Annotated in this window: 27 protein-coding genes and 1 tRNA gene; 22 read left to right on the top strand and 6 right to left on the bottom strand. The window is 30.4% G+C overall.

Translation table 11 applies throughout. From position 1 onward, the window contains the following. Positions 1–20 precede the first annotated feature (20 nt). From XO08_RS07715 to XO08_RS07660, 12 genes are all read left to right on the top strand, one after another. A complete protein-coding gene (locus tag XO08_RS07715; protein WP_077287911.1) occupies positions 21–1,103 on the top strand; it encodes a type I restriction endonuclease in 1,083 nt (360 codons plus the stop codon). A 133-nt stretch (positions 1,104–1,236) separates the two neighbouring features. Then, the gene (locus tag XO08_RS07710; RefSeq protein WP_077287909.1) at positions 1,237–1,770 is read left to right on the top strand and encodes a hypothetical protein; all 534 of its coding nucleotides are present in this window, start codon (positions 1,237–1,239) and stop codon (positions 1,768–1,770) included. A 68-nt stretch (positions 1,771–1,838) separates the two neighbouring features. After that, complete coding sequence (locus tag XO08_RS07705; protein WP_077287907.1) at positions 1,839–2,639, top strand: hypothetical protein; 801 nt, start codon at positions 1,839–1,841, stop codon at positions 2,637–2,639. Positions 2,640–2,891: 252 nt separating this feature from the next. Then, positions 2,892–3,281, top strand: coding sequence for a type II toxin-antitoxin system RelE/ParE family toxin (locus XO08_RS07700; protein WP_158074256.1), 390 nt, complete (start codon positions 2,892–2,894; stop codon positions 3,279–3,281). Between the two features lie 2 nt (positions 3,282–3,283). Next, positions 3,284–3,652 (top strand): helix-turn-helix domain-containing protein, encoded by a 369-nt coding sequence (locus XO08_RS07695; RefSeq protein ID WP_077287903.1) that lies wholly within the window; start codon positions 3,284–3,286, stop codon positions 3,650–3,652. Next, positions 3,609–4,043 carry a protein-export chaperone SecB gene (locus XO08_RS07690; RefSeq protein WP_077287901.1) on the top strand — a complete coding sequence of 145 codons (435 nt, stop codon included), beginning with the start codon at positions 3,609–3,611 and terminating at the stop codon, positions 4,041–4,043. The genes XO08_RS07695 and XO08_RS07690 overlap by 44 nt, the downstream gene beginning before the upstream one ends. Before the next feature lie 43 nt (positions 4,044–4,086). Further along, the gene (locus XO08_RS07685) at positions 4,087–4,686 is read left to right on the top strand and encodes a hypothetical protein (protein ID WP_077287899.1); all 600 of its coding nucleotides are present in this window, start codon (positions 4,087–4,089) and stop codon (positions 4,684–4,686) included. A 68-nt stretch (positions 4,687–4,754) separates the two neighbouring features. Next, positions 4,755–6,209 (top strand): recombinase family protein, encoded by a 1,455-nt coding sequence (locus XO08_RS07680; protein WP_077287897.1) that lies wholly within the window; start codon positions 4,755–4,757, stop codon positions 6,207–6,209. Positions 6,210–6,384: 175 nt separating this feature from the next. Continuing rightward, positions 6,385–6,475 (top strand) — tRNA-Ser (locus XO08_RS07675). 59 nt (positions 6,476–6,534) lie between these two features. Next, positions 6,535–6,978, top strand: a complete 444-nt coding sequence (rimP, locus tag XO08_RS07670; protein ID WP_075666418.1) for a ribosome maturation factor RimP — start codon at positions 6,535–6,537, stop codon at positions 6,976–6,978. A 12-nt stretch (positions 6,979–6,990) separates the two neighbouring features. Then, positions 6,991–8,025: a transcription termination factor NusA gene (gene nusA, locus XO08_RS07665; protein WP_077287895.1), complete on the top strand. Its 1,035-nt coding sequence runs from the start codon at positions 6,991–6,993 to the stop codon at positions 8,023–8,025. Between the two features lie 13 nt (positions 8,026–8,038). Then, entirely contained in the window at positions 8,039–8,491 is a 453-nt protein-coding gene (locus tag XO08_RS07660; protein ID WP_075666416.1) for a Fur family transcriptional regulator, read from the top strand. On the opposite strand, the gene XO08_RS07655 is transcribed toward XO08_RS07660, so the two are convergent. Genes XO08_RS07655 through XO08_RS07630 form a run of 6 tightly spaced genes read right to left on the bottom strand, consistent with a single transcriptional unit; the run spans position 8,404 to position 14,216 of the window. Beyond that, on the bottom strand, positions 8,404–9,618 hold the full coding sequence (locus XO08_RS07655) for a ComEC/Rec2 family competence protein (RefSeq protein ID WP_075666415.1): 1,215 nt from the start codon (positions 9,616–9,618) through the stop codon (positions 8,404–8,406). The genes XO08_RS07660 and XO08_RS07655 overlap by 88 nt on opposite strands. Positions 9,619–9,620: 2 nt before the next feature. Then, on the bottom strand, positions 9,621–10,829 hold the full coding sequence (locus tag XO08_RS07650; RefSeq protein ID WP_075666414.1) for a 2,3-bisphosphoglycerate-independent phosphoglycerate mutase: 1,209 nt from the start codon (positions 10,827–10,829) through the stop codon (positions 9,621–9,623). Next, complete coding sequence (lgt, locus tag XO08_RS07645; RefSeq protein WP_075666413.1) at positions 10,826–11,695, bottom strand: prolipoprotein diacylglyceryl transferase; 870 nt, start codon at positions 11,693–11,695, stop codon at positions 10,826–10,828. The genes XO08_RS07650 and lgt overlap by 4 nt, the downstream gene beginning before the upstream one ends. Next, positions 11,692–12,990: a hypothetical protein gene (locus tag XO08_RS07640; RefSeq protein ID WP_077287893.1), complete on the bottom strand. Its 1,299-nt coding sequence runs from the start codon at positions 12,988–12,990 to the stop codon at positions 11,692–11,694. Before XO08_RS07640 ends, lgt begins: the two co-directional genes overlap by 4 nt. A 9-nt stretch (positions 12,991–12,999) precedes the next feature. Then, positions 13,000–13,602: a Na(+)/H(+) antiporter subunit B gene (locus XO08_RS07635; RefSeq protein ID WP_077287891.1), complete on the bottom strand. Its 603-nt coding sequence runs from the start codon at positions 13,600–13,602 to the stop codon at positions 13,000–13,002. After that, on the bottom strand, positions 13,590–14,216 hold the full coding sequence (locus XO08_RS07630; protein ID WP_077287889.1) for a winged helix-turn-helix transcriptional regulator: 627 nt from the start codon (positions 14,214–14,216) through the stop codon (positions 13,590–13,592). The genes XO08_RS07635 and XO08_RS07630 overlap by 13 nt, the downstream gene beginning before the upstream one ends. 92 nt (positions 14,217–14,308) lie before the next feature. Between XO08_RS07630 and XO08_RS07625 the strand changes: the two genes are divergently transcribed. The 10 genes from XO08_RS07625 to upp all read left to right on the top strand — a co-directional run bounded on the left by XO08_RS07625 (position 14,309) and on the right by upp (position 24,161). After that, positions 14,309–16,030, top strand: a complete 1,722-nt coding sequence (locus XO08_RS07625) for an NAD+ synthase (protein ID WP_077287887.1) — start codon at positions 14,309–14,311, stop codon at positions 16,028–16,030. A 92-nt stretch (positions 16,031–16,122) separates the two neighbouring features. Further along, positions 16,123–16,974 (top strand): deoxyribonuclease IV, encoded by an 852-nt coding sequence (locus XO08_RS07620; protein WP_075666408.1) that lies wholly within the window; start codon positions 16,123–16,125, stop codon positions 16,972–16,974. After that, a complete protein-coding gene (locus XO08_RS07615) occupies positions 16,971–17,765 on the top strand; it encodes a patatin-like phospholipase family protein (RefSeq protein ID WP_077287885.1) in 795 nt (264 codons plus the stop codon). Before XO08_RS07620 ends, XO08_RS07615 begins: the two co-directional genes overlap by 4 nt. Then, positions 17,743–18,474, top strand: coding sequence for a hypothetical protein (locus tag XO08_RS07610; RefSeq protein WP_077287883.1), 732 nt, complete (start codon positions 17,743–17,745; stop codon positions 18,472–18,474). Before XO08_RS07615 ends, XO08_RS07610 begins: the two co-directional genes overlap by 23 nt. Further along, the gene (locus XO08_RS07605; RefSeq protein WP_077287881.1) at positions 18,471–19,094 is read left to right on the top strand and encodes a hypothetical protein; all 624 of its coding nucleotides are present in this window, start codon (positions 18,471–18,473) and stop codon (positions 19,092–19,094) included. The genes XO08_RS07610 and XO08_RS07605 overlap by 4 nt, the downstream gene beginning before the upstream one ends. A 3-nt stretch (positions 19,095–19,097) precedes the next feature. Further along, a complete protein-coding gene (gene miaA / locus XO08_RS07600) occupies positions 19,098–20,003 on the top strand; it encodes a tRNA (adenosine(37)-N6)-dimethylallyltransferase MiaA (RefSeq protein ID WP_077287879.1) in 906 nt (301 codons plus the stop codon). Between the two features lie 2 nt (positions 20,004–20,005). Continuing rightward, a complete protein-coding gene (dnaX, locus tag XO08_RS07595) occupies positions 20,006–21,418 on the top strand; it encodes a DNA polymerase III subunit gamma/tau (protein WP_077287877.1) in 1,413 nt (470 codons plus the stop codon). A gap of 1 nt (position 21,419) precedes the next feature. After that, the gene (locus XO08_RS07590; protein WP_077287875.1) at positions 21,420–22,487 is read left to right on the top strand and encodes a type IV pilus twitching motility protein PilT; all 1,068 of its coding nucleotides are present in this window, start codon (positions 21,420–21,422) and stop codon (positions 22,485–22,487) included. After that, complete coding sequence (prfA, locus tag XO08_RS07585; protein WP_075666401.1) at positions 22,469–23,545, top strand: peptide chain release factor 1; 1,077 nt, start codon at positions 22,469–22,471, stop codon at positions 23,543–23,545. Before XO08_RS07590 ends, prfA begins: the two co-directional genes overlap by 19 nt. Beyond that, a complete protein-coding gene (upp, locus tag XO08_RS07580; protein WP_075666400.1) occupies positions 23,535–24,161 on the top strand; it encodes a uracil phosphoribosyltransferase in 627 nt (208 codons plus the stop codon). Before prfA ends, upp begins: the two co-directional genes overlap by 11 nt. Positions 24,162–24,169: the final 8 nt, after the last annotated feature.

Genomic DNA, 24,169 nt, shown 5'->3' with positions numbered 1-24,169 from the left:
TGGAAAAGGGGGGAATTATAATGGATTTTGCTGATAAACTGAGGGGATTATCAAAAAGAATCGGACAACTGAAAGATCAAATTCCAAACGAAGAGGCAACAAAAATGGCGTTTGTTATACCCTTTTTCGAAATACTTGGATATGATACTCGTAATCCTATTGAATTTATTCCAGAATACACCGCGGATTTTGCAGGAATCAAGAAAGGAGAAAAAGTTGATTATGCAATATTTATAAATGGTGAACCTCAAATATTGGTAGAAGTAAAGTGGTGTGGTGAAGAATTATCAAAACATGATGCCCAGCTGATGCGATACTTTAATGCAACCAAAGCTAAAATTGGAATATTGACGAATGGCATTATTTATAAATTTTTTACTGATTTGGATGAAAAGAACAAAATGGATAAGACACCATTCTTAGAAATTGATATGTTAAACTTGAAAGATACACAAATTAATGAATTAAAAAAATTTATTAAGGCAAACTTTGATATAGATACAATTTTGACATCCGCAGAATCTCTGAAATATTCAAATGCTGTAAAGAAACTTTTAATAGAAGAGTTCAACGAACCAAGCGATGAATTCATTAGGTATATATTAGGCAAGGTGTATGATGGTATAAAGACCAAAAAGGTTATTGACAAATTTGGAAAGCTTGTTAAAGATTCCATATCTCAACTTTTGAATGATATGGTGAGAAATAAACTTGAAGAAGCCTTAAATAACAATAAAGAGGATACGGCAGAACAAGAAATAAAAACTGTTGAAGAAAACGAAGACAAAGTAATAACAACTGAAGAAGAACTTCTTGCTTACCATATTGTAAAATCTATCTTATCCGAGTATATACCCCTCGCTGATGTAACCTACAAAGATGTCAAGAGATATTTCAGTGTATTGTACAAAGGAAGTATTTCTAAATGGATTTGCCGTTTTTACTTCAACTCAGCCAATAAATATATCTCGTTTCCTATATTTGAGACTCAGGAAGGAAAAATAACTAAGCGTGAGGAAAAGGTTCTTTTAGAACGAATTGAGGACATTTATAAGTTCAAAGATAAACTAAAAGAAGTTCTTGATAACATAATCTCGAACTAAAGAACGAGCATTAGTTCCAGAGAAACTATAAAATAGTGATTGGATATACTATGAAAACAGAAACCTAAGAAAGTTGTGAAGTGATGTTTTGAAGAGAAAGTAAAAAGATTTTAAAAAACATGGGGGTGTATCAGTGAAGAGTAAAATATTTATAATATTAACGATTACTTTTTTTGTTTCGACATTTGCTTATACATTTTCAAATGATAATTTTGACCTTAAAATCGAAATTGGTTGGGATAAATTAGCTACTGATACAATCTTGATTTATAATGAACCAGTATATCCTAAATCCATTCATGATCTATATTTAGATATAGTTACGAGATTAAGATTAACAACTGATACTGATTACCAAACATTTGACATAATTACTCTTAAAACTTCACTTCAGGACGCTTACGCGCCTATAATAATGACCATAGTACGAAAAACATTTGAAAATCTCTACATTGCTTATATTTATAATCGTGACACTCTTTATTATGTTCGTGATATTCCATTTTTCGATTTCAAAGATAAAAATATACAACACCCTTTAGGAGCTTACTTTTACATCGAAAGTCCTGTAGATTTTGAATACAAAGTTGTTTTTATGCTGCCAAAGAGCTTTGTAGATACCGATATAAGAATTTTGCTAAATGATAATATAGTAGTAAAACCATAAGCCTTTCATTTTTTCTGTCAAAGAAGTTGCTCAAATAGATAATTTCAAGTTCAAGGGGGTGTGGGGAGATGAAGAAAGTTATTTTTGTGATGTTTGGAGTTTTGTTATTATTAAGTTCTTGTGCTACTGTGAATTCTTTAGATAGCGCTGAAACAGGAAAAATAGTATTTTCAATTACATTCCCACAAAGTGATACTATTATAGCTAATTCTAGTAAAATTAATAGTATACCTAGTGGAACCACTTACTTACAAATAACGTTAAAAGAAGAAAACAGTACTTCGTGGGTAGCAAAAGAAATAAAAGGACTTCCAGGCGAAACTGTTCAAGTAGAATTTAATGTAGCTGAAGGCACGTACACAATAGATGCTTTAACTGCGTATGCCCCAGAGTTTTATTATGTTATTAACGGTTTTGTTGAAGCAACTGGTGTAAATGTTGTTAAAAATCAAACAACTTATGTAACTCTGGAAATTCAACCGATAACTTGGAATTTTTCATCTAATCCCACAGAGGCATTTGAAGGGGAAAGTGTACAATTACAAGTTCTTGTAACGGGTCCAAAAACATTAATATATGAAATCATGGCTAATTCTTTTATTTCTTTGTCTGGTTCATTGGAAAATGCAATTAGTAGTAGTGTAAACTTTTCTGAATCGCTAATTGAAATTTCTGAAGCGACAGCGACATTAAGATTATATTCATCTTCTTTTGAATTACCTCAGGTGGATTCTGATACTACTTATGATTGGTATTTATGGAATATTGGATTAGATAGAAATAAATGGATAAATAGTTTGTTTGTAACTGATAAGCAGTATATAAAAATTAAGAATCAATCGTCAAATTTAATTGTTATAATAAAGTAACATATTCACAGATCAACAACACTAAAAGTAGCAATTATATAGGCAACTGGGGGTTCTATAAATATACTTTGGCTGATAAGTACTTGAAAAACAACAATGACATTCCACAACCTGCACAGGATATGCTTAAGTATAAACAGGTATTTTAGAGAATTATTTTTCAAACAAGTGTTTTTATAAATCGTTTCGTTGTTGTTACATCCCTGTAAATTTAAACAAGTTAAATTTTATAACCAATAGGTTATAATTGAGGTGATAAAGATCAATAGCTTTGAATTTAAGTATGAAATTATTTATCACAAAGATTTTGAAAGTGATCTCAAGAAAATTCTGAAAAAATACAGGCAATATAAGGAGAAAATTACTGTTTCTATTAGGCATTATTCAAAGATCTTACAAAAATTTGGGATTAAAGTAATACCCAACGATCCACATTTTGATTTTATTAAGAACGCTGATAATTTATATGAGATTAGACTAACAAAAAAGAAACCAAACTTGCGTATTATATTTTCCGTTGTGGATTCAATAACAATAATCTATCTAAATATATTTTACGAAAAATCTAAGAATGATTATGATAAATATATAGATATTGCTAAACAAAGATTTAGGGATTTTAAAGAAAAAGGAGGGGATTAATAATGTCTAAAAATATATTTGAGCTATTAGAAGAAGTAGGACATCATGAAACAATTGAAGAAAAAATTTATCTTGATGCATTAGCGCATATTGCCGGCGAACTGTTAGTTTATAGAAAGCAGCATGGATTGACGCAAAAAGAATTAGCGGAAAAACTGGGAATGTCTCAAGCAATGGTTTCAAAAATAGAATCTGGTTTAAAGAACTTGTCAATAAAAACTCTTGCTAAAATTGCAGCTAAGTTAAATGGCGAATTAACATTATCTTTGAATTTAAATTTTGATAATTTAGATACTGATTTGATTAGATATGAATGGAGGGCAACAAATGATGACGAATATACCAAAAAGCCAATATTTACAGCTGCTTAGATATCAGATTACTGATGCTAATTTTAAAATTGATAATGATGTATCACAACAGAATATTCCTAAAAAGATTTTATATAATCTTAATATAGAACCCAAATTGGAAGATATTCAACAAATTTCGGATGAAAAATTTGGTGGCAAAGTTAGGTTGAAGATTTCAATTATAGGTAAAGAATCAGAAAAAGATCGAGTTGTTCACAGCGTAAACGTGGTAATTTATGGTTATTTTGAGGGTTCTTGTGATAATCAAAGACAATTTAAGAAATTGTGTGAATTAAACGGTGTTGCTAATTTATTATTAATTGCTAGATCGTTTATAGCCTCTGTTACATCCCAATTGAATATAAAGCCCATCATTTTACCTTTTTTTAATCTAACTCACAAGAAATAAACTGTAGCCGTTCATTTTTGCTTTGCAATGTGTGGTGATTTTAATGTTGTTTAGAAGGAAGTTTAAAGGTGCTATAGGTTATTTTAAACTTGAAAAGTTTTGGTCAAAATTAACCGAACATGAAAGACAAATGGTGAAACAAGCTAGTGACGCAGGATTATCTTTAGAAGTTTCATTAACAGACGTAGGAGATTCTGATGCAATAGATAGTGGAGAATTTTCTGCACCATTTAGGATTGATGGAAAAAAACAAATTCCATTGAATACTCCTATTGATTATTTCTCAAAAATATTGCCCAATCTTCTTAATAGTGCAGATAGAGAAAAAGCAGAGTTATTTATAAAATGGTATGAATATTTAATCAAAAAATTTCCTAAGGTTAACGATATTTGGTCACTTTATTTTTTTCATATGAGTGCAATGAAGGCATACAAAAGTTTGGATAATATCCCCAAAGCTGTAGAAGCAGCTGAAGCAAATTTGCAACTTGCATTAAAATTATCTCGTTCTATTAAAAAATCAGCTCTTAGCAATCCATGTTATGAATTTCTTTGTTATTATTATTCAAAAAAAGAAATAAATGATAAAAAAAGCCGGTGGCTTAGAAAAATCGCAAAAAGGTGTGGATGGAATAGTTGTTAATTTAATAAGTTTGTTCTATGAGCAATAAAATTATTAATAAAATATTTTAAGTTTAAAGGAGCAATCAAATGAAAAGAGCAGCAGCATATGCAAGATATTCTTCCGATAGACAATCTGATACTTCAATAGAAGCTCAACTTGAGAAAATTAGAGAATATTGCAAAGAAAAAGGCTATGTAATTGTAAAAGAATATATTGACAGAGCACAATCAGCCGCTACTGATAAAAGAGTAGCTTTTCAACAGATGTTTAAAGATGCAGAAGATCATGCGTTCGATGTGGTTGTTGTTTATAAACTTGATAGATTCGCACGTAACTTATACGATTCAGTTGTCTATACAAAAAAACTTGAAGAACTCAATATTGCTTTAGAAAGTACAACTGAGCCCATAACACAAGATATTGCTGGCAAATTTTTCCGTAATATAATGGGAGCTATAAACGAACTTTATATAGAAAATCTCAAGCAAGAAATTAGAGATAAAGCTATTGTAGTAGCCAAGAAGGGCTATTTTATGGGTGGTATCCCTCCTTTTGGTTATAAACTTGTTGAGGAAAAAGATGAATATGGAAAAATACGTAAAAGATATGAAATTGATGAAAATGAAGCACCGTTTATAAGAGAGATATTCAATTTAGCTGCTCAGGGTGTTTCATTAAGGAAAATAGCTGATATTTTAAATAACAAAGGAATTAGGACTCGTAGAGGCAACAAATGGACCGTACGTGCCTTATACGAAACTCTGTTAAATGAAAAATATATGGGGGTTTTCACGTACCAGAAAGGTACAAAACATAATTATCATGCAAAACGTGATGATGTAATACGTATCAAAGGTGCTATTCCTGCGATTGTTGATGAAGAAACCTATTGGAATGCAAGAAATAAACTTGGAATTGGTAAACGAAGTTATAAAAAACGAGAATATTTTTTGAAGGGGCTCTTGTACTGCAGTGTTTGTGGAAGTGTTTTGAGTGTTGGTTCAGGCGGTCAGTACCCCAGATATGTTTGTTCATATGCAAAAAGATATAAAGAAAAGGGCCATGCAAGTGTAAACAAAATGAAGATAGAAAATTATGTTTACAATCATATCAAACATACTTTTTTTGAAAATGTTGATTTCGAAAAACTTGCTAAAGATTTGAACAAAGCTCTAAGTAAAACTAATAAATCCAAAGAGAAGAAATTAAACAAGATAAAATCTGAGCTTGCAGATATCAACCTTAAGCTACAGAGAGCAACTCAAGCTATTCTTCAAGGTATTGATCTTGATTCGTTAAAACGTGAAATAGAGAAACTAAAACAGCAAAAAATTGAAAAAGAAATAGAACTTGACAAAATTACATCCGAAGATACACCAACGCTTATAACTCCTGAAGGATTGAAACTTGTTTGGAATGAACTTCAAAACTTACTTGAAAAAGACAGAGAACTTGTTTTTAAGAGATTGTTAAAACAGATAATCGTTTATCCAGATGGTTTTATTGACATTAAATATCGAAACGTAATAGAGTATATTTAAACTTTTCGTTCGATTCCGTCCCTCGCCACCAGTTGTTTATTTACTCAAAGTTACGTATTTGCTTCGATCCAAAAATCCTAAAATCAACGTATGCTTATTTCTATTCATATATTTGAAGTTGAAATAAAGTATTGCAAAATCTTAAATTTATGGTAGAATCTTAATTGGTTGTTTTGGAGAGGTGGCCGAGGGGTCGAAGGCGCACGCCTGGAGAGCGTGTGACGCCCATAAGGCGTCCGTGGGTTCAAATCCCACCCTCTCCGCCAGAAAAACCGGGACATAACAAGTCCCGGTTTAATATTTGTATAGGTGAGGTGGTGAAAAAATGAGAGATATAGTCTCTCAAGTAAAAAAGATATCTGAAAAAATTTGCAAAGAATTACAATTAGAGTTGTTCGATGTAAAATACTACAATAAATCTGGTAGATGGTTTTTAGAAGTGATAATTGATAATCCGTATGATTATGTAAGTACTAAAGATTGTGAAAAAGTTTCAAGGGCTCTTGAATATGAATTAGACAAAATAGACATAATTCCAAGTAAATATTATTTAACTGTTTCATCCCCAGGACTAGACAGACCACTTAGAAATATTAATGATTTTGAAAGATTTATAAATCACAAAGTCAAAATAAAAACTCAAACAAATTCATATATTGGCTACATAAAAAACATTAAAAACAATATTATAACAATAGATGTAAACGGAAAAAAAATTGAAATAAAATTTGAAGAAATTAAAAATGCAAATTTAGAAATAGATTTTTAGGAGGTGAAAGATATGAATTTGGATTTTTTACAAGCTCTAGAACAACTTGAGGAAGAAAAAGGAATAAAAGTTGACGAAATCATCCCAATAATTGAAAAAGCTTTGGTAAGTGCATACAAAAAAAACTTTGGTGGCGAAAAAAACGTTGAAATAATCATCAACAGACAAACTGGCGAAATTGAAGCATTTCAACTTTTAGAAGTAGTAGACAATGTAGAAAAAGAAACAACCCAAATTTCTCTAGAAGAAGCATTAAAGATTAAATCAAACGCACAAATTGGTGATATCATAAAAAAAAGAATTAATGTAAAGAAATTTGGAAGAATTGCCGCACAAACGGCCAAACAGGTGTTAATTCAAAAAATAAGAGAAATCGAAAAAGAAAAGCAATTTGAAAAGTATTCAGAACTTGCAAGCAAAATTACAACCGCAGAAGTAATTAGAGTAACCAAAGATTGGGCAGACATTAGAATAGGAAAACTGGAAACAAGGCTTCCAAAAAAGGAATGGATTCCAGGTGAAAACATTGAACCTTCATCACTCATTAAAGTATACGTTAAAGATGTAAAAAAAGACAAAAAAGGACCTAAAATACTTGTCACAAGAACAAATGAAGAATTTGTCAAAGGTTTACTTGAACTTGAAGTACCCGAAATTGAATCAAAAGTTGTTGAAATTGTAAAATTGGTCAGAGAACCTGGAATAAGAACTAAAGTTGCAGTAAAATCAAATAATCCGAAAGTTGACCCTGTAGGTGCATGTATTGGTGAAGAAGGAATCAGAATAGCTGCTATTCTCAAAGAATTAAAAGGTGAGAAGTTGGATATAATAAAATGGGCAGAAGATCCAAAAGAATTAATTGCAAGTGCTTTACAACCGGCAAATGTTGTTGAAGTTGAAATACTTGATCTTGAAAATAAAGCTTCAAGAGTTATAGTACCACCAAATCAACTTTCACTTGCAATAGGAAAAGGTGGCCAAAACGCTAGACTTGCAGCTAAATTAACAGGTTGGAAAATAGACATCAAACCACTTATGAATGTATAAAAGGAGGCTAACCATGTATATAGAAACACTAAAAAAAGAACTAAAAAACAAAAAATACAGAATGACACCACAAAGAGAATTGGTTTTAAAAGTCTTTATAGATAATGAATCAAAACACCTTGGTGCAGAAGATGTGTATAGAATTTTATTTTCCAACAAACACACAGTAAGTAAAGCCACAGTTTATAGAACCATTGAACTTTTAGTGAACTTTGGACTTTTGAGAAAAATCGATTTTGGTGATGGTATCTATCGATATGAACTTGCAAAAAAAGAAAAAATGCATCATCATTTTATTTGTAATGTCTGTGGTAAAATATACGAGATCGAAGAAAAACACCTTAATATAATAAAAAAAGAACTTCTTGAACAAGGATTTCAATTTGAAGATTTCGATTTCAAAATATATGGGATATGCCCAAAATGTAGTAAAAAAACAAAGAAAAAAAGTTCAAATAATAAATAAGTATAGATACCACCGGGTACTTTAGGAAGGGTTGCAAAAATCTTTAATGTTGATTCAATAATATTTGTAAGAGAAAGAAATAATTTTAAAAGAAACTCTGATATTATGCTTAAAGAAAATAATTCAAAAACAAAAGCAATTAATAAAACAAAAAGCAATATCTGAAATGGAATCACTAAAATGAAAGTCCCTATAATTGAAAAAAGATTAATATTTGTAAACAGCGCCAAAAATGGTGCACTACCTAAGAAAGCAGACACCATTTTTAAATATTTGTTCTCAACAAATAATATTCCAAATGTACTAAAAAAACTCATATAAAAAGAAAGAGAAAATGCCAAAGCAGGCTCAATAAACAAAAACAATAATCCAATAACACAAAGTATATCAATTTTATTAAACATTTTTCCTTCAAAAATGGTAGAAAAGAATATAAGTAAAAATGCCCTTAGCGCTGGTAAATTAATACCTGTTGCAATAAGAAACAGAAAACTAAAAGCCAAAGAAAGGTATTCTTTCAACTCAAACTTTGAAAAAAGGAAAAGAAAAAATGCATAAATTATCGATATATGCATACCAGATATGCTAAAAAAATGATACATACCACTGTTTTTTATATAATCTCTTTTTACCTTTCCACCAAACAATCCATAATAGATCTCGCTAAACTTTAGAAGTTTTTTTCTAAAATTCTCTGAAATCATGTAAATATTCCTAAAAATCGAAAAATAGGGTGATGAAATCACCCTATTTTTATCTAATTTTACTTTGGGATATGAAAAATTATCCGCCTCCATATCTCCATAATAATAAACAATATCCCCCAGTGGTAATTCTTCGTTAATCCCTACTAACATTCTTAAACTTATCCATTTATTTTCAAAAAAAATTTTTCCAAAAACAAGAGAATAATTATCATTAGTCTGAATAACCCGTCCAACATATTCAAACGTTCCAAAAACTTTTAATCCGCCATAAAAATTAATTATTAAAAACACAAAGAGTATAAAAAATATTTTTTTATTTTTCCAAAACAAAAATGGAATAAATAAAAAAAGTTTTGGCACAGAAAAAATAGGGGCAAGCAACGCCCCTATTAATCCTACAAAAAATAAAATTAAAAACATCTTTACGCACCGTACTTTTCTAACCTTCCAGCATATCCTAATGCAAGTGGCATAACATCAACGGCGTAAATAGTTCCCAAAGTTCCACGTGCACATTCAAATTCATTATACAATTTCGATAATCCTTTTCTTGTAAATTTGGAATAAACCATCAATGGTACAGGGTGAAATGAATGACCTTTCATTGCGCAAGGAGTAGAGTGATCACCTATTACAACTAATACATCTGGATTTAAATCCAATAATATTGGAAGGTTTTTATCTACTTCTTCAATTACTTTAACCTTTGAATCAAAGTTACCGTCTTCTCCATATGAATCCGTCTTTTTAATATGAACGTAAAAGAAATCGTATTTCTCCCAATTTTCTTTAACAGTGTTAAATTCGTCTTCAATTGTTTGACCTGCTTTCAAAATTTCCATACCTACTAACTTTGCAAGTCCTTTATACATTGGATAAACTGCAACAGCAGCTGGTTTTAATTTATACACTTCTCCAAATTGTGGAAGATTTGGATACTTTGAAAATCCCCTTAAAAGTGCAAAATTCATTTTTGGTTGATCCTTTAATACTTCTTTTATTTTATCAATCAACATATTAATAATTTTCTCTGACTTTTTTGAAGCTTCATCTAATGCTTTTGTATATTTTATAGGTTTCCCTTCTTTTTGTGGATCGGCATCCTCTAATTTATCATGTAATCCTTCTCCCGTTAACTTTACTACAAATCTATGCTCTTTTCCAGGATAAAATCTAACTTCTACATCTTCTATTTGCTTGATGTTCTCGTTTAAAATCTCCACTATTTTTGCACTTTCCTCCGATGAAGGCCTTCCCGCTCTTCTATCAACAATTATATCATCATCTAAAGTTGCAAAATTTCCCCTTGCAACCAAATCTTTTTCTCCTACTTCTACATCAATACCAAGTGCTTCTAAAATTCCTCTTCCAATCTGATATTTCAAAGGATCATAACCAAAAATTCCAAGATGTCCAGGCCCACTTCCAGGGGTTATACCAGGTAAAACAGGGATGGTTTGACCTAGATCACTTTTTTGGGCCAAAGAATCTAAATTTGGAGTGTTAGCTTCTTGCAATGGTGTTAAACCTTTATCTCCTGGAATATCTCCAATACCATCCATAACTAATAATATAATTTTAGAGTTGTTAGGCGTAATTAAATCACCAATAACTCTTTGTCTATCAATCATTTTACCACCTCCGAATGTTTTCTAATATAAATAAACATAAAAATACCAAAAACTATCAGTAATAAGCTCACAAGTTGAGCAACCCTTATTTTCCCAAAATACAGACTATCCGTTCTTAATGATTCAATCCAAAACCTATTAATTGAATACAAAATAAAATATAATGCTGTAGTTTCTCCGTGTTTCTTCTTCTTTAAATCATAATTGTATAGGAACAAAAATATTAAGAAATCGATAATACTTTCATACAAAAATGTAGGATGAAAATATGAAAATTTTTCAAAACCCGGCATCCTACTTGAAGGTGGAACATACATCTTCCACGGTAAGTTTGTAGGTCCTCCATAAGCCTCATAATTAAAAAAGTTTCCCCAACGTCCAAGGGCTTGTCCTAAAGGCAAAACACTTGTCAAAAGATCAGTTCCCTGCAAAAAACTAAAAGAACAATTTTTTTTCACCTTCGTATAAATATATGTTGACAAAATAGCACCAATTATTGCTCCATGTATTGCAAGCCCTCCATGCCAAATTTTTACAATTTCATCTGGATATTTTGAATAAAATTCATCCCACATAAAAATTACGTAATAAACCCTTGCGCCAATTATTGAAAAAATTATTCCCCAAAATACTGCTTCATCAAAATGTTCAGGCTCAATCCCAAAAATCCCAAGCCTTCTTTTAACCAAATAATAAGAAATAACAATACCTAAAACTATCAAAAAACTATACCAACGTAGTTCAAACATTCCTATTTTAAATATATATCTCTTAAGTAAAATTTTCCCAGAAAAAACATTACTCAAAAACCAAAAGAGAAATATTACAACTAAAACACTTACGATAAAGATTAAAAACTTCTTCAACGTCTCTTCCTCCTCTTGTCTTTTTCATAAAGATTTTTGTAAACATAACTCAAATTTGATAATTTTATTTTTATATCCTCTGGAAATTCCAAATATCTCCAAAAAATTTCCCTCACTTCTTTTTCCAATTTTTGCACACCCTTTGATTCTTTCAAAATCCAAAGTATATAATTTTTCAAGAAATACTCATCAGGCCTTTCTTTTATCTTATTGTCCAACATATAGTTATAAAATTCACCTGTTAATCCTTCCTCCATCCAATGTCCAAATGAAAGCTCTTTAGAAACTTTCCATCTGTAATCTCCCAAAGCACGTAAAATAGCTATATCTAAATTTTTTGGAAACATAGGAATAACAACTCTTCCTCTTCCACTTAAAAAATTCAATCCCTCAAAAGGTTCCCAACAAAATCCATAATCCCCATACCCTGGAACAATTATAAAGTATGGCAAAAACCTTATATTTACCCCCTTAATACTCCTTTGAAAAATTTTATAATCTATTTTTTCAACTTCTTCAATCTTATTTTTCAAAACCTCTTTCGTTAACATAAAAGCATTTGTCAAAAATATAGAAGATAATACCAAAAACCTGTTTCCAAGCCTTCCGACAGATTTATTCAACATTTGTTTTATAACCATGTATTCTGTAAACTCTTTTTTATTCTCAATTTTTTCATCAGATAATTGTTTTTTTTCTAAATCCTCTATTTGATTATAAAGTATCTCAACCTCTCTATCCAACTGTTTTAATTTTTTTAACCTTTCAATTGCTTGATCTATCAACGATAAAACCGCTTTATTATATGGTTTATCTTCGAAAGATATATTCTTTACAATCTCTAGAACTTCTTTTTCATACTTTTTTCTTTCCGAAATTTTTTCTTCAAATGCTTTCGTAAAAGAAGAAACATTACTCGTTAAAACCCTGGGCTGTTCTATAGTTTCAAGATAACTACTTGGATTAATTTTACCATTTTTCACAGCTAGTAACCATTCGTCAACATAAAACACATTTTCCACTTCTTCAACAAATGGTATTTTTCTAATTTTCTGAACATCACTTGTACTTAAATATTTTGGTTCTAGTAATCCAAATCTTAAAAATAATCTTTTTTCAATTTCATAGTCTTCTGTTATATTCCTACAAAGATACTCATACAATTTCCATACAACTTCAATAAATTTCCTTTTAATAGTTGAATCATTAAAATTTTTCTCCAATGCTATCTTTGCACTAACAACTTCTTTTGCCAAATCCTTTGAAACCCCTTTTAAAAGATTTTCAAAATACATAATCGCCTCCTATATTATACCTCTGTGTTTTATAAAACTATACAGTATTATCCACGTACCAAACATAACCTTAAAATAAATTAAGATATTTAACAATACAATATTGTTTTTTCCAATTAACGAAACTATTGAAGATACATATATTAAAAGTAAAATCCATTTTTCAACAATCTTTACTTTGTACTTGCTGAATAGATACTCGAATTCATTAATCGTAGTACTTAGCGCATACAAAAGCAAACCCGTTCCACCTGCGACTCCTGCCGAAAAACCTCCTCCAGGACTTTTATGACCAAAATATGCAAGATAAAAAGACAACAAAATTACAAAATAGCTCAAAAATCTTAAAAAAATTCTAATATGGTTCTCGTGTAAAAAAAGATTCTTTTTCTCCTCCGAATAGTTAAACAAAAAAATACCTAACGCTGCTAAAGAAAACACCAACACCTCAAATACTGTATCATACAACCTATTTTTCAAGTAAATTTCTGCAACAAAATTATCTACATACCCTAACTTACTGAAATCAACACTATAATTACTGTAATTAAATAAAAACATAAAAAGTATTATAAATAAGAAAAATAATGATGCAATTTTTAACCATGCCATTTTATTTTAAACTCCTCTGTATTGAAAACATAAATATCACTATGTTGATACTTTTTTGCTTTACTAACCATAATCTCGGAATTCTTTATTGACGCTACAATTATAGCATCAATTTCTGCCTTATCTTCAATGCTTATAACAGGTATACCAAAATATCTATTCCTAATTTTCTGTGTATCATCATCGAAAAATACTACCACATTAAAACCTCTATTCAGTAGAAGTTGTGCTAAAGTTCTTCCTACTAAACCTGCGCCATAAATACCAATAAAATTTTTGGATTTTAATTTTAAAAATATACTTTCAAGATGTGATTCAATTTTCATGGAAAGTGAAACTATATCATTGAAAAATGCCAACTTTAAATAATAAAGCTCAGAAACCCCTTCTTCGGTTAAAAAATATCTCAATTTTTTCCCCAAATTTTCCACTTTAATTAATCCACTTTCCCTTAACTTATTTAAGTACTTATTAACTAACGATGGAACAATACCGACTAAACTTGAAAGGTTCTTTTGTGAGATTTCACTATCTTTATTTATTGACTCCAGAATCAACAACTTTCTATATTCAGGTGTAGGTTGAAAAAATTTTAATGCGTCTATTTTTACCATTTTATCCCCTCCAAAAAAATTATATCACATAAATAGTTTTATTTATCTCAAAATAATGTATAATTAAATAAAGAAAAACAGGAGGGATTAAAGTGTACATAAGGGTAACTATTGCACAGTTAAATTCTCATTTAGGAAATTTTGATGAAAACTTAAAAAAAATATATAAAGCAGTAGATATCGCAGAAAAAAACAAAGCAGATTTTGTAATATTTCCTGAATTATTTCTTACAGGTTATCCACCAGAAGACTTAATCTTAAGAACTTCTTTTTTAAAGAAAAATATTAAATATTTGGAAAAAGTTATTTCATACTCTAAAGATAAAAATGTTGTAATTTTACTCGGATATATAGACGTGGAAGAAGATGCTTACAATTCTGTATCTATAATTCATCATGGAAAATTTTTGGGAAAATATCATAAACAATTACTACCAAATTACAGTGTCTTTGACGAACACAGGTATTTTAAACCAGGTAAAGAAACTGTTATTATAGAATATAACAGCATCAAAGTTGGTCTAAACATATGCGAAGATATCTGGAGCCCTATTGGCCCATTACACTATCAAGTATTAAACGGTGCTCAACTAATCTTAAATGCATCTGCTTCTCCTTATTACTATGGAAAGCGCACTTTACGAAAACAGTATCTTTCAACCAAATCATATGATTACCATTGCCCGATAGTGTACTGTAACTTGATAGGTGGGCAGGATGAAGTAGTTTTCGATGGAGGCAGTATAGTAACAACATCTAAGGGGGATATATTATACGAATGCAAACCTTTTGATGAAGAAATTATAACGATTGACATTCCTATAGAAGAAAACTTAAGAACAAATCTACAAGATCCTAGAAGAAGATATATAGAACTCGAAAAAAAAGATGTCAAAATAATTAAAATCTCAAATATACAACCCAAAAGAAAAAAACTAAAACTTTCAAAAATTACCTATAATCTCAATAAAGAAAATGAAATATTCAAGGCAATCACATTAGGTCTAAAGGACTATATCAAGAAAAATGGATTTAAAAAAGTAGTAATTGGACTTAGTGGTGGAATGGATTCATCACTTGTTGCGGCAATTGCAACAGAAGCCTTGGGAAAAGAAAATGTTGTAGGTATTTTAATGCCATCAATGTATAGTAGCGAACACAGCATAAAAGATGCCATTGCTTTAGCGGAAAATCTGGGTATTAAATATCATACATTAAAGATAACAGATATATACTATTCTTTCATGAGTGAGTTAAAAGACATCTTTAAAGATCATCCCGAAGACATAACAGAAGAAAATATACAAGCAAGAATTCGTGGAACACTTTTAATGGCCTTATCAAACAAATTTGGATACATAGTGCTTGCAACAGGAAACAAAAGTGAAATAGCAACAGGATATTCTACACTCTACGGTGATATGGTTGGAGGTTTTTCGCCAATTAAAGACGTATACAAAACAGAAGTATATAAAATTGCAAAATGGTATAATGAACACAAGGGAAAAGAAATAATTCCACATAATGTCTTCATAAAACCACCAAGTGCAGAATTAAGACCTGATCAAAAGGATCAAGATACATTACCACCTTATGAAATATTAGACGAAATATTAAAATTATATATTGAAAAAGAACTATCAGTTGAGGAAATATCAGAAAAATACGACTTAAACACAGTAAAATACGTTGCAAAATTAGTAGATAAAAACGAATATAAAAGAAGGCAAGGTGTAATTGGCGTAAAGGTAACGGAGAGATCATTTGGAAAAGACAGACGTATGCCAATTACAAATCATTACAAAGAATGGTAGAAATATTGTTCTAATTTTTCGTAATAAAATAATAAACATTTCAACTGCTTTAATCTGAATCGACTAGTTATAATTAAAGGAGATGGACAAAAATGATCATGATAGGTGCACATATGCCAATAGGTGGTGGATTTAAGAGGGTTCCAAAAGAAACTTATGAAATTGGTGCAAATGCTTTTCAAATATTTCCACATAATCCACGCCAATGGCGAGCCAAATTACCAAATGAAGAGGATATAAAAATCTTTAAAGAACGCATAAAAAAGTACAATATCGAAACAGACTCTATGCTATGTCATAGTGGTTATCTCATTAACATTGCAAGCCCAAACGAAGAAACTTGGAAAAAATCGCTAGAACTTTTAATCCTTGAAATGCATATATGTAAGACTCTGGGGGTAAAATACCTAAACATACACCCAGGAAGCCATTTAAAAAGTGGTATAGAAAGCGGAATAACTAAAATAGTAGAAGCTCTTAATATTGCAATGGATGAGGAAAGTAAAACTTTCATACTATTGGAAAATGTAACCAAAAAAGGGGGAAATATTGGTTCAACTTTGGAGGAGTTAAATAGTATAATCGAAAAAGTTAAACATCCTGAAAGAGTTGGAATAACAATAGATACATGTCATGCGTGGGACGCAGGATATAACATAGCAAACAAGGAAGAATTGGAGAAGTTCTTAAAAAAAATAGATAAGTTATTTTCAATTGAAAAACTAAAGTTTATACATTTAAACGACTCAAAAAATGAACTTGGCTCTAACAAAGATAGACATGAAAATATTGGAAAGGGAAAAATCGGTAAAGAAGGACTCAAAATCTTTCTAGAAAACAAAATAATTCAAAACATACCATGGATTTTGGAAACCCCTGGAGATAATAAAATACATAAAAATGATATTAAAGAAGTATTTAAAATAATAGGAGTGAAACAATGAATATAGGACTTTCTCTTGCTGCGGGTGGTGTAAAGGGATTTTCACATATTGCGACACTTAAATTTTTGGAGGAATATAATGTAAAACCTGATATAATAACGGGAGCTTCTGCTGGTGCAATTGTCGCAGCATTATATGGTCTATACGGTAATAGTCAAATTGTGTACGAAAAATTTTCCGAAGGTATAGAAAAGTTTTTGCCAGATTTCAAAACATATACCGAAAAACTTGAAAAATCAAGTATTTGGTCAATATTCCAAAGAGCATTAGTACCTATTGATCAGTATTACAAATTTTTTAGATATCTTTTTGAAAGAAAAAAATTTAGTGATCTAAAATATAAAATTGGAATAATAACGTTTGATACATTAGAAGGAAAATCTCTGCTTATTACAGAAGGATTCTTAGTAGATGCCGTAATGGCTAGTTCCTCCGTACCAGGTGTTTTTTCACCACTATGGATAGCTGGAACCCAAAATACAGATGGTGGTGTTTTATCTCCTACTCCAGTAAGTGAAGCAATAGAAATGGGGGCTGATTTTGTAGTTGCAAGCACTTTTGAAAGAAAACCGAATGATTTTCCGAAAGATCAAATGGAACTTATGTACTACATAGATACATGGAAAGAGATAGAACTTGAGTATGTTGATTTAGAAAAAGCAAATGTGGTAATATATTATAGGATTCCTTATTTCTGGTATCAATTCAACCTCTACAAAGAGATATACGAACATTCTTTAAAATTCATATATGAAAGGAGAAAAGAATTTGACCCTCGCTTTTGGTGGTGATTCAATATTATATCTATCTATTCCGGCATTCTTTAACGTATCTGAAAAATATGACTTATTTAATGAAATACATTGTACAGGTTTTTCCTGTATACCTGTGTATTTTTATCTTAAAACAGGTTCATATAACATATCATACCTTAAGACCAAGAAACTATTCCCTGAAATAAAAAAAACATTCCATTTTTTATATGGTCTATCACTTTTTGGAATTGTTGAACAACTAAGAACACTTTATAAAGCTTCTAAAGGAATAGATGGATTCAAATCTCAAAAAACGTTAATAAACTTTGTAAAAAAATACTTTCCTGATGAGGAAATTCCAGGCAAGATGAAGATACATGCCTTCAATTTGAATACTTTTAACGATGAAATATTAAAAGACTCCATTCGGGAGGCAATGATAAAAACATTAACTTTCCCAATAGAATTTAAACCTTTTGAAAATTATATTTCTGGGAGTTGGGTATACGGAATACCAGAAGCCGATTTTTTGTTTTATATAAGCTCAAACTTTCAAACTAATTTAAAAAATGCTGTTGACTATATGATGTTTTCAACAATATCAAGAACAAATAAAATTACAAATAATCGATTAGAAAAGGCACCTCACAAAATTATATATCAGACTAATTCGTTAAATCCATTTGAAATTTCCACAGAGGTTTTTAAACTGTCACAGGAATATTTAAGGAGGCACTTTTCATGAAAAAAATTGCAATATCCTTTTTTTTAATAGTTTCACTCATCTTTTTTACAAAAACTATACACGTTTCTTCCGATTATATTGAACCAACTGACAACTTAATAAAATACGAAGGAAGTATTTTATTAAGAATTGACGAAGATAATCTCAAACTCTTAACTCAAAAGATGGTTATAAAAAAAATAAACAACAAGTGGAGCACATTAGTCTCGGAAAATAACGTAAAGATAGAATTTGAAAATGGAATAATCGAAGGAACAAATTTGAATTACAATGTTGAAACACAAGTTGGAACACTTAAAGATGCTTCGTTAACAATCCACGATTCTAAAAGTACGGAAACCATTTCAATAAAATGTGAAAACCTTGAATTTAATCTAAAAGAAAAAGATTTCCGTGGAACAGGAAAAAACGATAAAATATTCATCAGTAAAGGTAGTATTGTTGCAAAAGCTTTTAAGTTCTACTATAATAGAACTAAAGGCGAAATTACTCTGGAAAAAAGTGTTGATTTAAAAGACAGTAAAAAGAAAATAAAACTTTTAGCAAAAAAAGTTGTGATATTTACGGAAACAAATAACATGAAAGGTGAAGATGTTAAAATTGAGATATTGGTGGAGTGAGATATGAAATATAGCATAATTACAGGTCCAACCGCTGTTGGAAAAACAGATTTGTTAATCGAAATTTCCACAAGATTAGGTGCCCACATTATTTCCCTTGATTCTAGACAAATTTACAAATTAATGGATATCGGAACAGCAAAACCTTCTAAAGAAGAACAGCAAAAAGTAAAACACCATCTAATAGACCATATCTATCCAGATGAATATTATAATGCATTTTACTTTAGACAGGAAGCTCTGGAAATCAAAAATAAATTAGAAGAAAAAGGTATTCTGCCATTATTTGTAGGTGGCACAGGATTATATATCGACGCACTAGTAAAGGGATTCTTTGAAGGAGCACCAAGAGATGAAAATATAAGAAAAAAATTAAATGAACTTGAGAAAAATGAACCCGGTATTTTGAGGACAATGCTTCTAAAATACGATCCTGAATATGCAGCAAAAATTCATCCTTGTGATTTGAAACGTACCATTAGAGCACTTGAGGTTTTTTTCAAAACAGGAAAGAAAATCTCGGATTTGCACAAACAAGATAAAATTTCAAGTGATTACAAAATACTAATATTAACGAGAAACAGAGATGAATTATATGAAAGAATAAACTATAGAGTTGATTTAATGATAAAAAATGGATTAATCGACGAAGTAAAAATGTTAACCGAAAAATACTCCAAAGATATTAATGCCTTTCAAACAATTGGGTACAAAGAACTAATAAATTTCTTTGAAAAAAAATACGATATTAAAACCGCTATACATTTGATTAAAAGAAACACTAGACATTTTGCCAGAAGACAAATAATATGGTTGAGACGATATAAAAATGCCTTGTGGATAAATCTATCCGAGCTTTCGAGAAAAGAAGCACTAGAAAAAATAGAAAAATTCATAAACGAGGTGTAAATATGGAAACTCTTTACAGAAAATACAGACCAAAAAAATTTTCGGAAATAGTTGGCCAAGACCACGTTAAAACACTATTTATTAATTCCATAAAAAATAACAATGTTTCACATGCATATATATTTGCAGGTCCACGAGGCACTGGTAAAACAACCATCGCAAGAATTTTATCAAAATCTTTAAATTGTGAAAATAGAAAAGATGCAGAACCTTGTAATGTATGTAACTCTTGCATTTCAATAGATAAAGGAAATTTTATGGATGTTCTTGAAATTGATGCGGCTTCAAATAGAGGAATAGATGAAATTAGAAAAATAAGAGAAACAGTAGGATATCACACTGCTCAAGGAAAATATAAAGTATATATCATAGATGAGGCACACATGCTCACAAGGGAAGCATTTAACGCCCTTCTAAAGACCCTGGAAGAACCTCCATCAAATGTTGTTTTCATACTTGCAACAACAAATCCTGAAAAAATCCCACAAACAATTATTTCGAGATGTCAAGTTATAGATTTCAAAAATATACCATTAAAAGATATAGTAGATAGATTGGAATTTGTATGCCAAAAAGAAAAATTCAATGCCACAAAAGATGCCCTTATAGAGATAGCAAAACGCGCAAACGGTGGACTCAGAGATGCACTCACAATCTTAGAACAAGTAGCTAAATCGTCGAAAAATAATATTGACATAAATGATGTAAGAAATACATTAGGTTTAGTTTCAGAAGAACTTATAGATAATTTATTAAAAAACATCAAAGAAGGTAATATTATTAATATTTTAAAAATAATAGATGAAGTATACTATAGCGGAAAAGATTTTGAAACATTCTTATTTCAAACAATTGAAAAAATACTATTGTTAATTGAAGAAAATAACAACACTGAATTTATTAATCTTCTAAAACCTTTATCCGATATCTTAAAAGACATAAAATATTCTGAAGAAAAGATTATTCTTGTAAAACTCGGATTTTTAAATCTTATAAATTTTAAAGAAAACAACAACAAAACTACAAACAAAGTAATAGAAAATATCAAAAAAGAAAATAAAAAAATAGAAGAAAATATCGAATCAGAAAAAACTGAAATTATGGAAAAAGACATACCCAAATTTGATGAAGTTCTAGAAGACCTTAAGATAAACGGTGATCTTTCGTTGTATATTGGGCTTTCATTTGCAAAAATCCAAGAAGGATCAGACAAAATCAAACTGATATTTCCTTACAGCAAAAAACTACATTTTGAACTAATTAAAGACAAAAAAAGTTTTCTTGAACAATATATTCAAAGAAAATTTGGTATAACTAAGGAAATTGAAGTAATTCTGTCAAATTCTACTGAGGACGAAACTCTAAAAAAACTATCATTTTTATTTGGAAAAAACTACAAAATAGAGGGGGATTAATATGATGGGGTTAAACTTAGATGAAGTAATTCTAAAAGCAAAAGAATTAAGGGCATCTGATGTACACATAACTTCTGGACTACCCATCATGGCAAGGGTAGATGGAAAATTAATTTCCTTAAAAACATTTCCCATTCCAACAGCAGAAGAAATCAAAAACACAGTCGATAACATTTTTTTAGACTTGGGAATAAAAATAAATAAAAAAGAAATAGATTTTTCTTTTTCAATGCATGATTTAAGAATTAGAGCAAACTTTTATTTTGAAAGAAAAAATCCAACTCTTGCCTTGAGACTCATTACAAAAAAAATAAGGACAATTGACGAACTTGGATTGCCAGAAATCCTAAAGGATTTTTCTGAAAAGGACCACGGACTTGTTCTTGTCGCTGGACCAACAGGAAGTGGAAAATCAACAACACTAGCTGCTATGGTGGAACATATAAACACAAGATATGCTTATCACATAATCACAATAGAAGATCCTGTAGAATATGTTTTCGAATCAAAAAGATCATTAATACATCAAAGGGAAGTGGGAACGGACACAGAAAGTTTTACAAATGGTTTAAAATACGCACTGCGACAAGATCCTGATGTAATACTGGTTGGAGAAATGAGAGATTTAGAAACCATTTCACTAGCACTCACAGCCGCAGAAACAGGCCATCTTGTCTTTGCAACTATACACACAAATTCAGCTGCCGCAGCTCCAGAAAGAATAATAGATGTTTTTCCCGCACATCAGCAAAAACAAATTGCGCTTCAACTTGCAAACACACTAATCGCAACTGTATTTCAAAGGCTTGTTCCAAAAAAAGACTTTGGAGTAGTTGCTATTGATGAAATAATGATTGCAACACCAGCCATCAAAAATCTTATCAGGGAAAACAAACTCCATCAAATCGAAGGTATAATGCAAACAAGCCAAAAACAAGGTAATATTTTATTTGACGATGCACTTATTCAAGCTTTCTTAAAAGGATTAATTACAAAAGAAACTGTTTTTGAAAATGCTCGTAATGTTGAGGAGGTGTCTAAAAAGCTAGGATGGAGAACATTAAGATAGTAAAACAAATTAATGAATGGAGCACGAAAACACTCAAAAATCTTGAAGAAAAACTAAGTTCACAACTTTCACCGGAAGAAATCAAAGAGTATTCGGAAAAATATTCTAAAATGAAAGAAATTGTCGAACTTTCAAAAAAATATATAGAGTTTGAAGAAGAAAAAGAACTATGGAAAGAAGAAATGCCTGAAGGGTATGATCTTGAGATTGCAAAATTAGACAAAGACCAAGAAAAAATAGTGCAAGAATTAATAACATTAGTACTTCCAAAAAATGAATACACAGGTAAAAATGTATTTTTAGAAATTAGAGCTGGAACTGGTGGAGATGAAGCTGCACTTTTTGCGGCTGATTTACTTAGAATGTATCTAAGGTACGTTGAAAAAAAGGGATTTAAAGCGGAAATAATTGATGAAAACCAAACAGATTTAGGTGGATATAAAGAGGTCATTGTTAAAATAAAAGGAAAAAATGTTGGAAATTTATTAAAATACGAAAGTGGTGTACATAGAGTTCAAAGGGTCCCTTCCACAGAATCAGGCGGAAGGATACATACTTCTACTGCTACAGTTGCCGTTCTTCCAGAAGTCTCAAATGTAGAAATAGAGATAAATCCCACCGACTTAAGAATTGACACCTATAGGGCATCGGGTGCAGGAGGACAATATGTAAACAAAACTGAATCCGCTGTAAGAATTACACATATACCTACCGGCATCGTGGTAACTTGCCAATCAGAACGTTCTCAACTCCAAAATAAAGAACAAGCAATGAACATTCTAAGGGCTAGGCTTTATAAATTAAAACTAGAAGAACAATCAAGAAAGATAAGTTCAAATAGAAAATCACAAATCGGTTCAGGAGAAAGAAGTGAAAAAATTAGAACGTATAATTTTCCACAAAATAGGGTAACTGATCATAGGATAAATTATACATCCTATAATTTACAAGGAGTGCTAGATGGAGATTTAGATGATTTTATAACACGTCTAATGAGAGTAGATATGTTAGAACAAATTGAAAATATAATAAAAGGAGGAAATCAAAATGAAAATTAACGTAGTAGAACATCCATTAATTAAACATAAACTAACTCTCATGAGAAGGAAAGATACTGGCCCAAAAGAATTTAGAGAACTTCTAAAAGAAATCACACTTCTAATAGCATATGAAGCCACTAGACATATAGAAATATTTGAAACAGAAATAGAAACACCACTTGAAAAAACTAAAGGATATTTTATTAATGATAAAGATGTGGTAATAATACCTATTTTAAGGGCAGGCTTGGGTATGTCTGATGGTATACTACAACTACTACCCAATGCTTCAGTAGGCCACATTGGGATATATAGGGATCCAAAAACCTTAGAGGCCGTGGAATATTACGCAAAATTTCCAAAAATAACTGAAAATTCTATCGTCTTTGTACTTGATCCAATGCTTGCAACAGGTGTATCTTCTGTAAAAGCATTAGATATATTAAAGAAAAACGGCGCCAAAAACATTATACTTGTCACATTAATTGCCTCACCAGAAGGTACTGAAAAAATAAATAAGGAACATCCAGATGTCATTATATATACTGCTTCTTTAGACCAAAAGCTAAATTCTAAAGGTTATATACTCCCAGGACTTGGCGACGCAGGAGATAGACTCTTTAGAACAAAATAGGAGGGATA

This window comes from Thermosipho sp. 1074 (genome assembly GCF_001999655.1).
Lineage (GTDB): Bacteria > Thermotogota > Thermotogae > Thermotogales > Fervidobacteriaceae > Thermosipho > Thermosipho affectus.
Note: the sequence above shows the minus strand (reverse complement) of the source record. Positions and strands in the feature narration are given on the sequence as shown.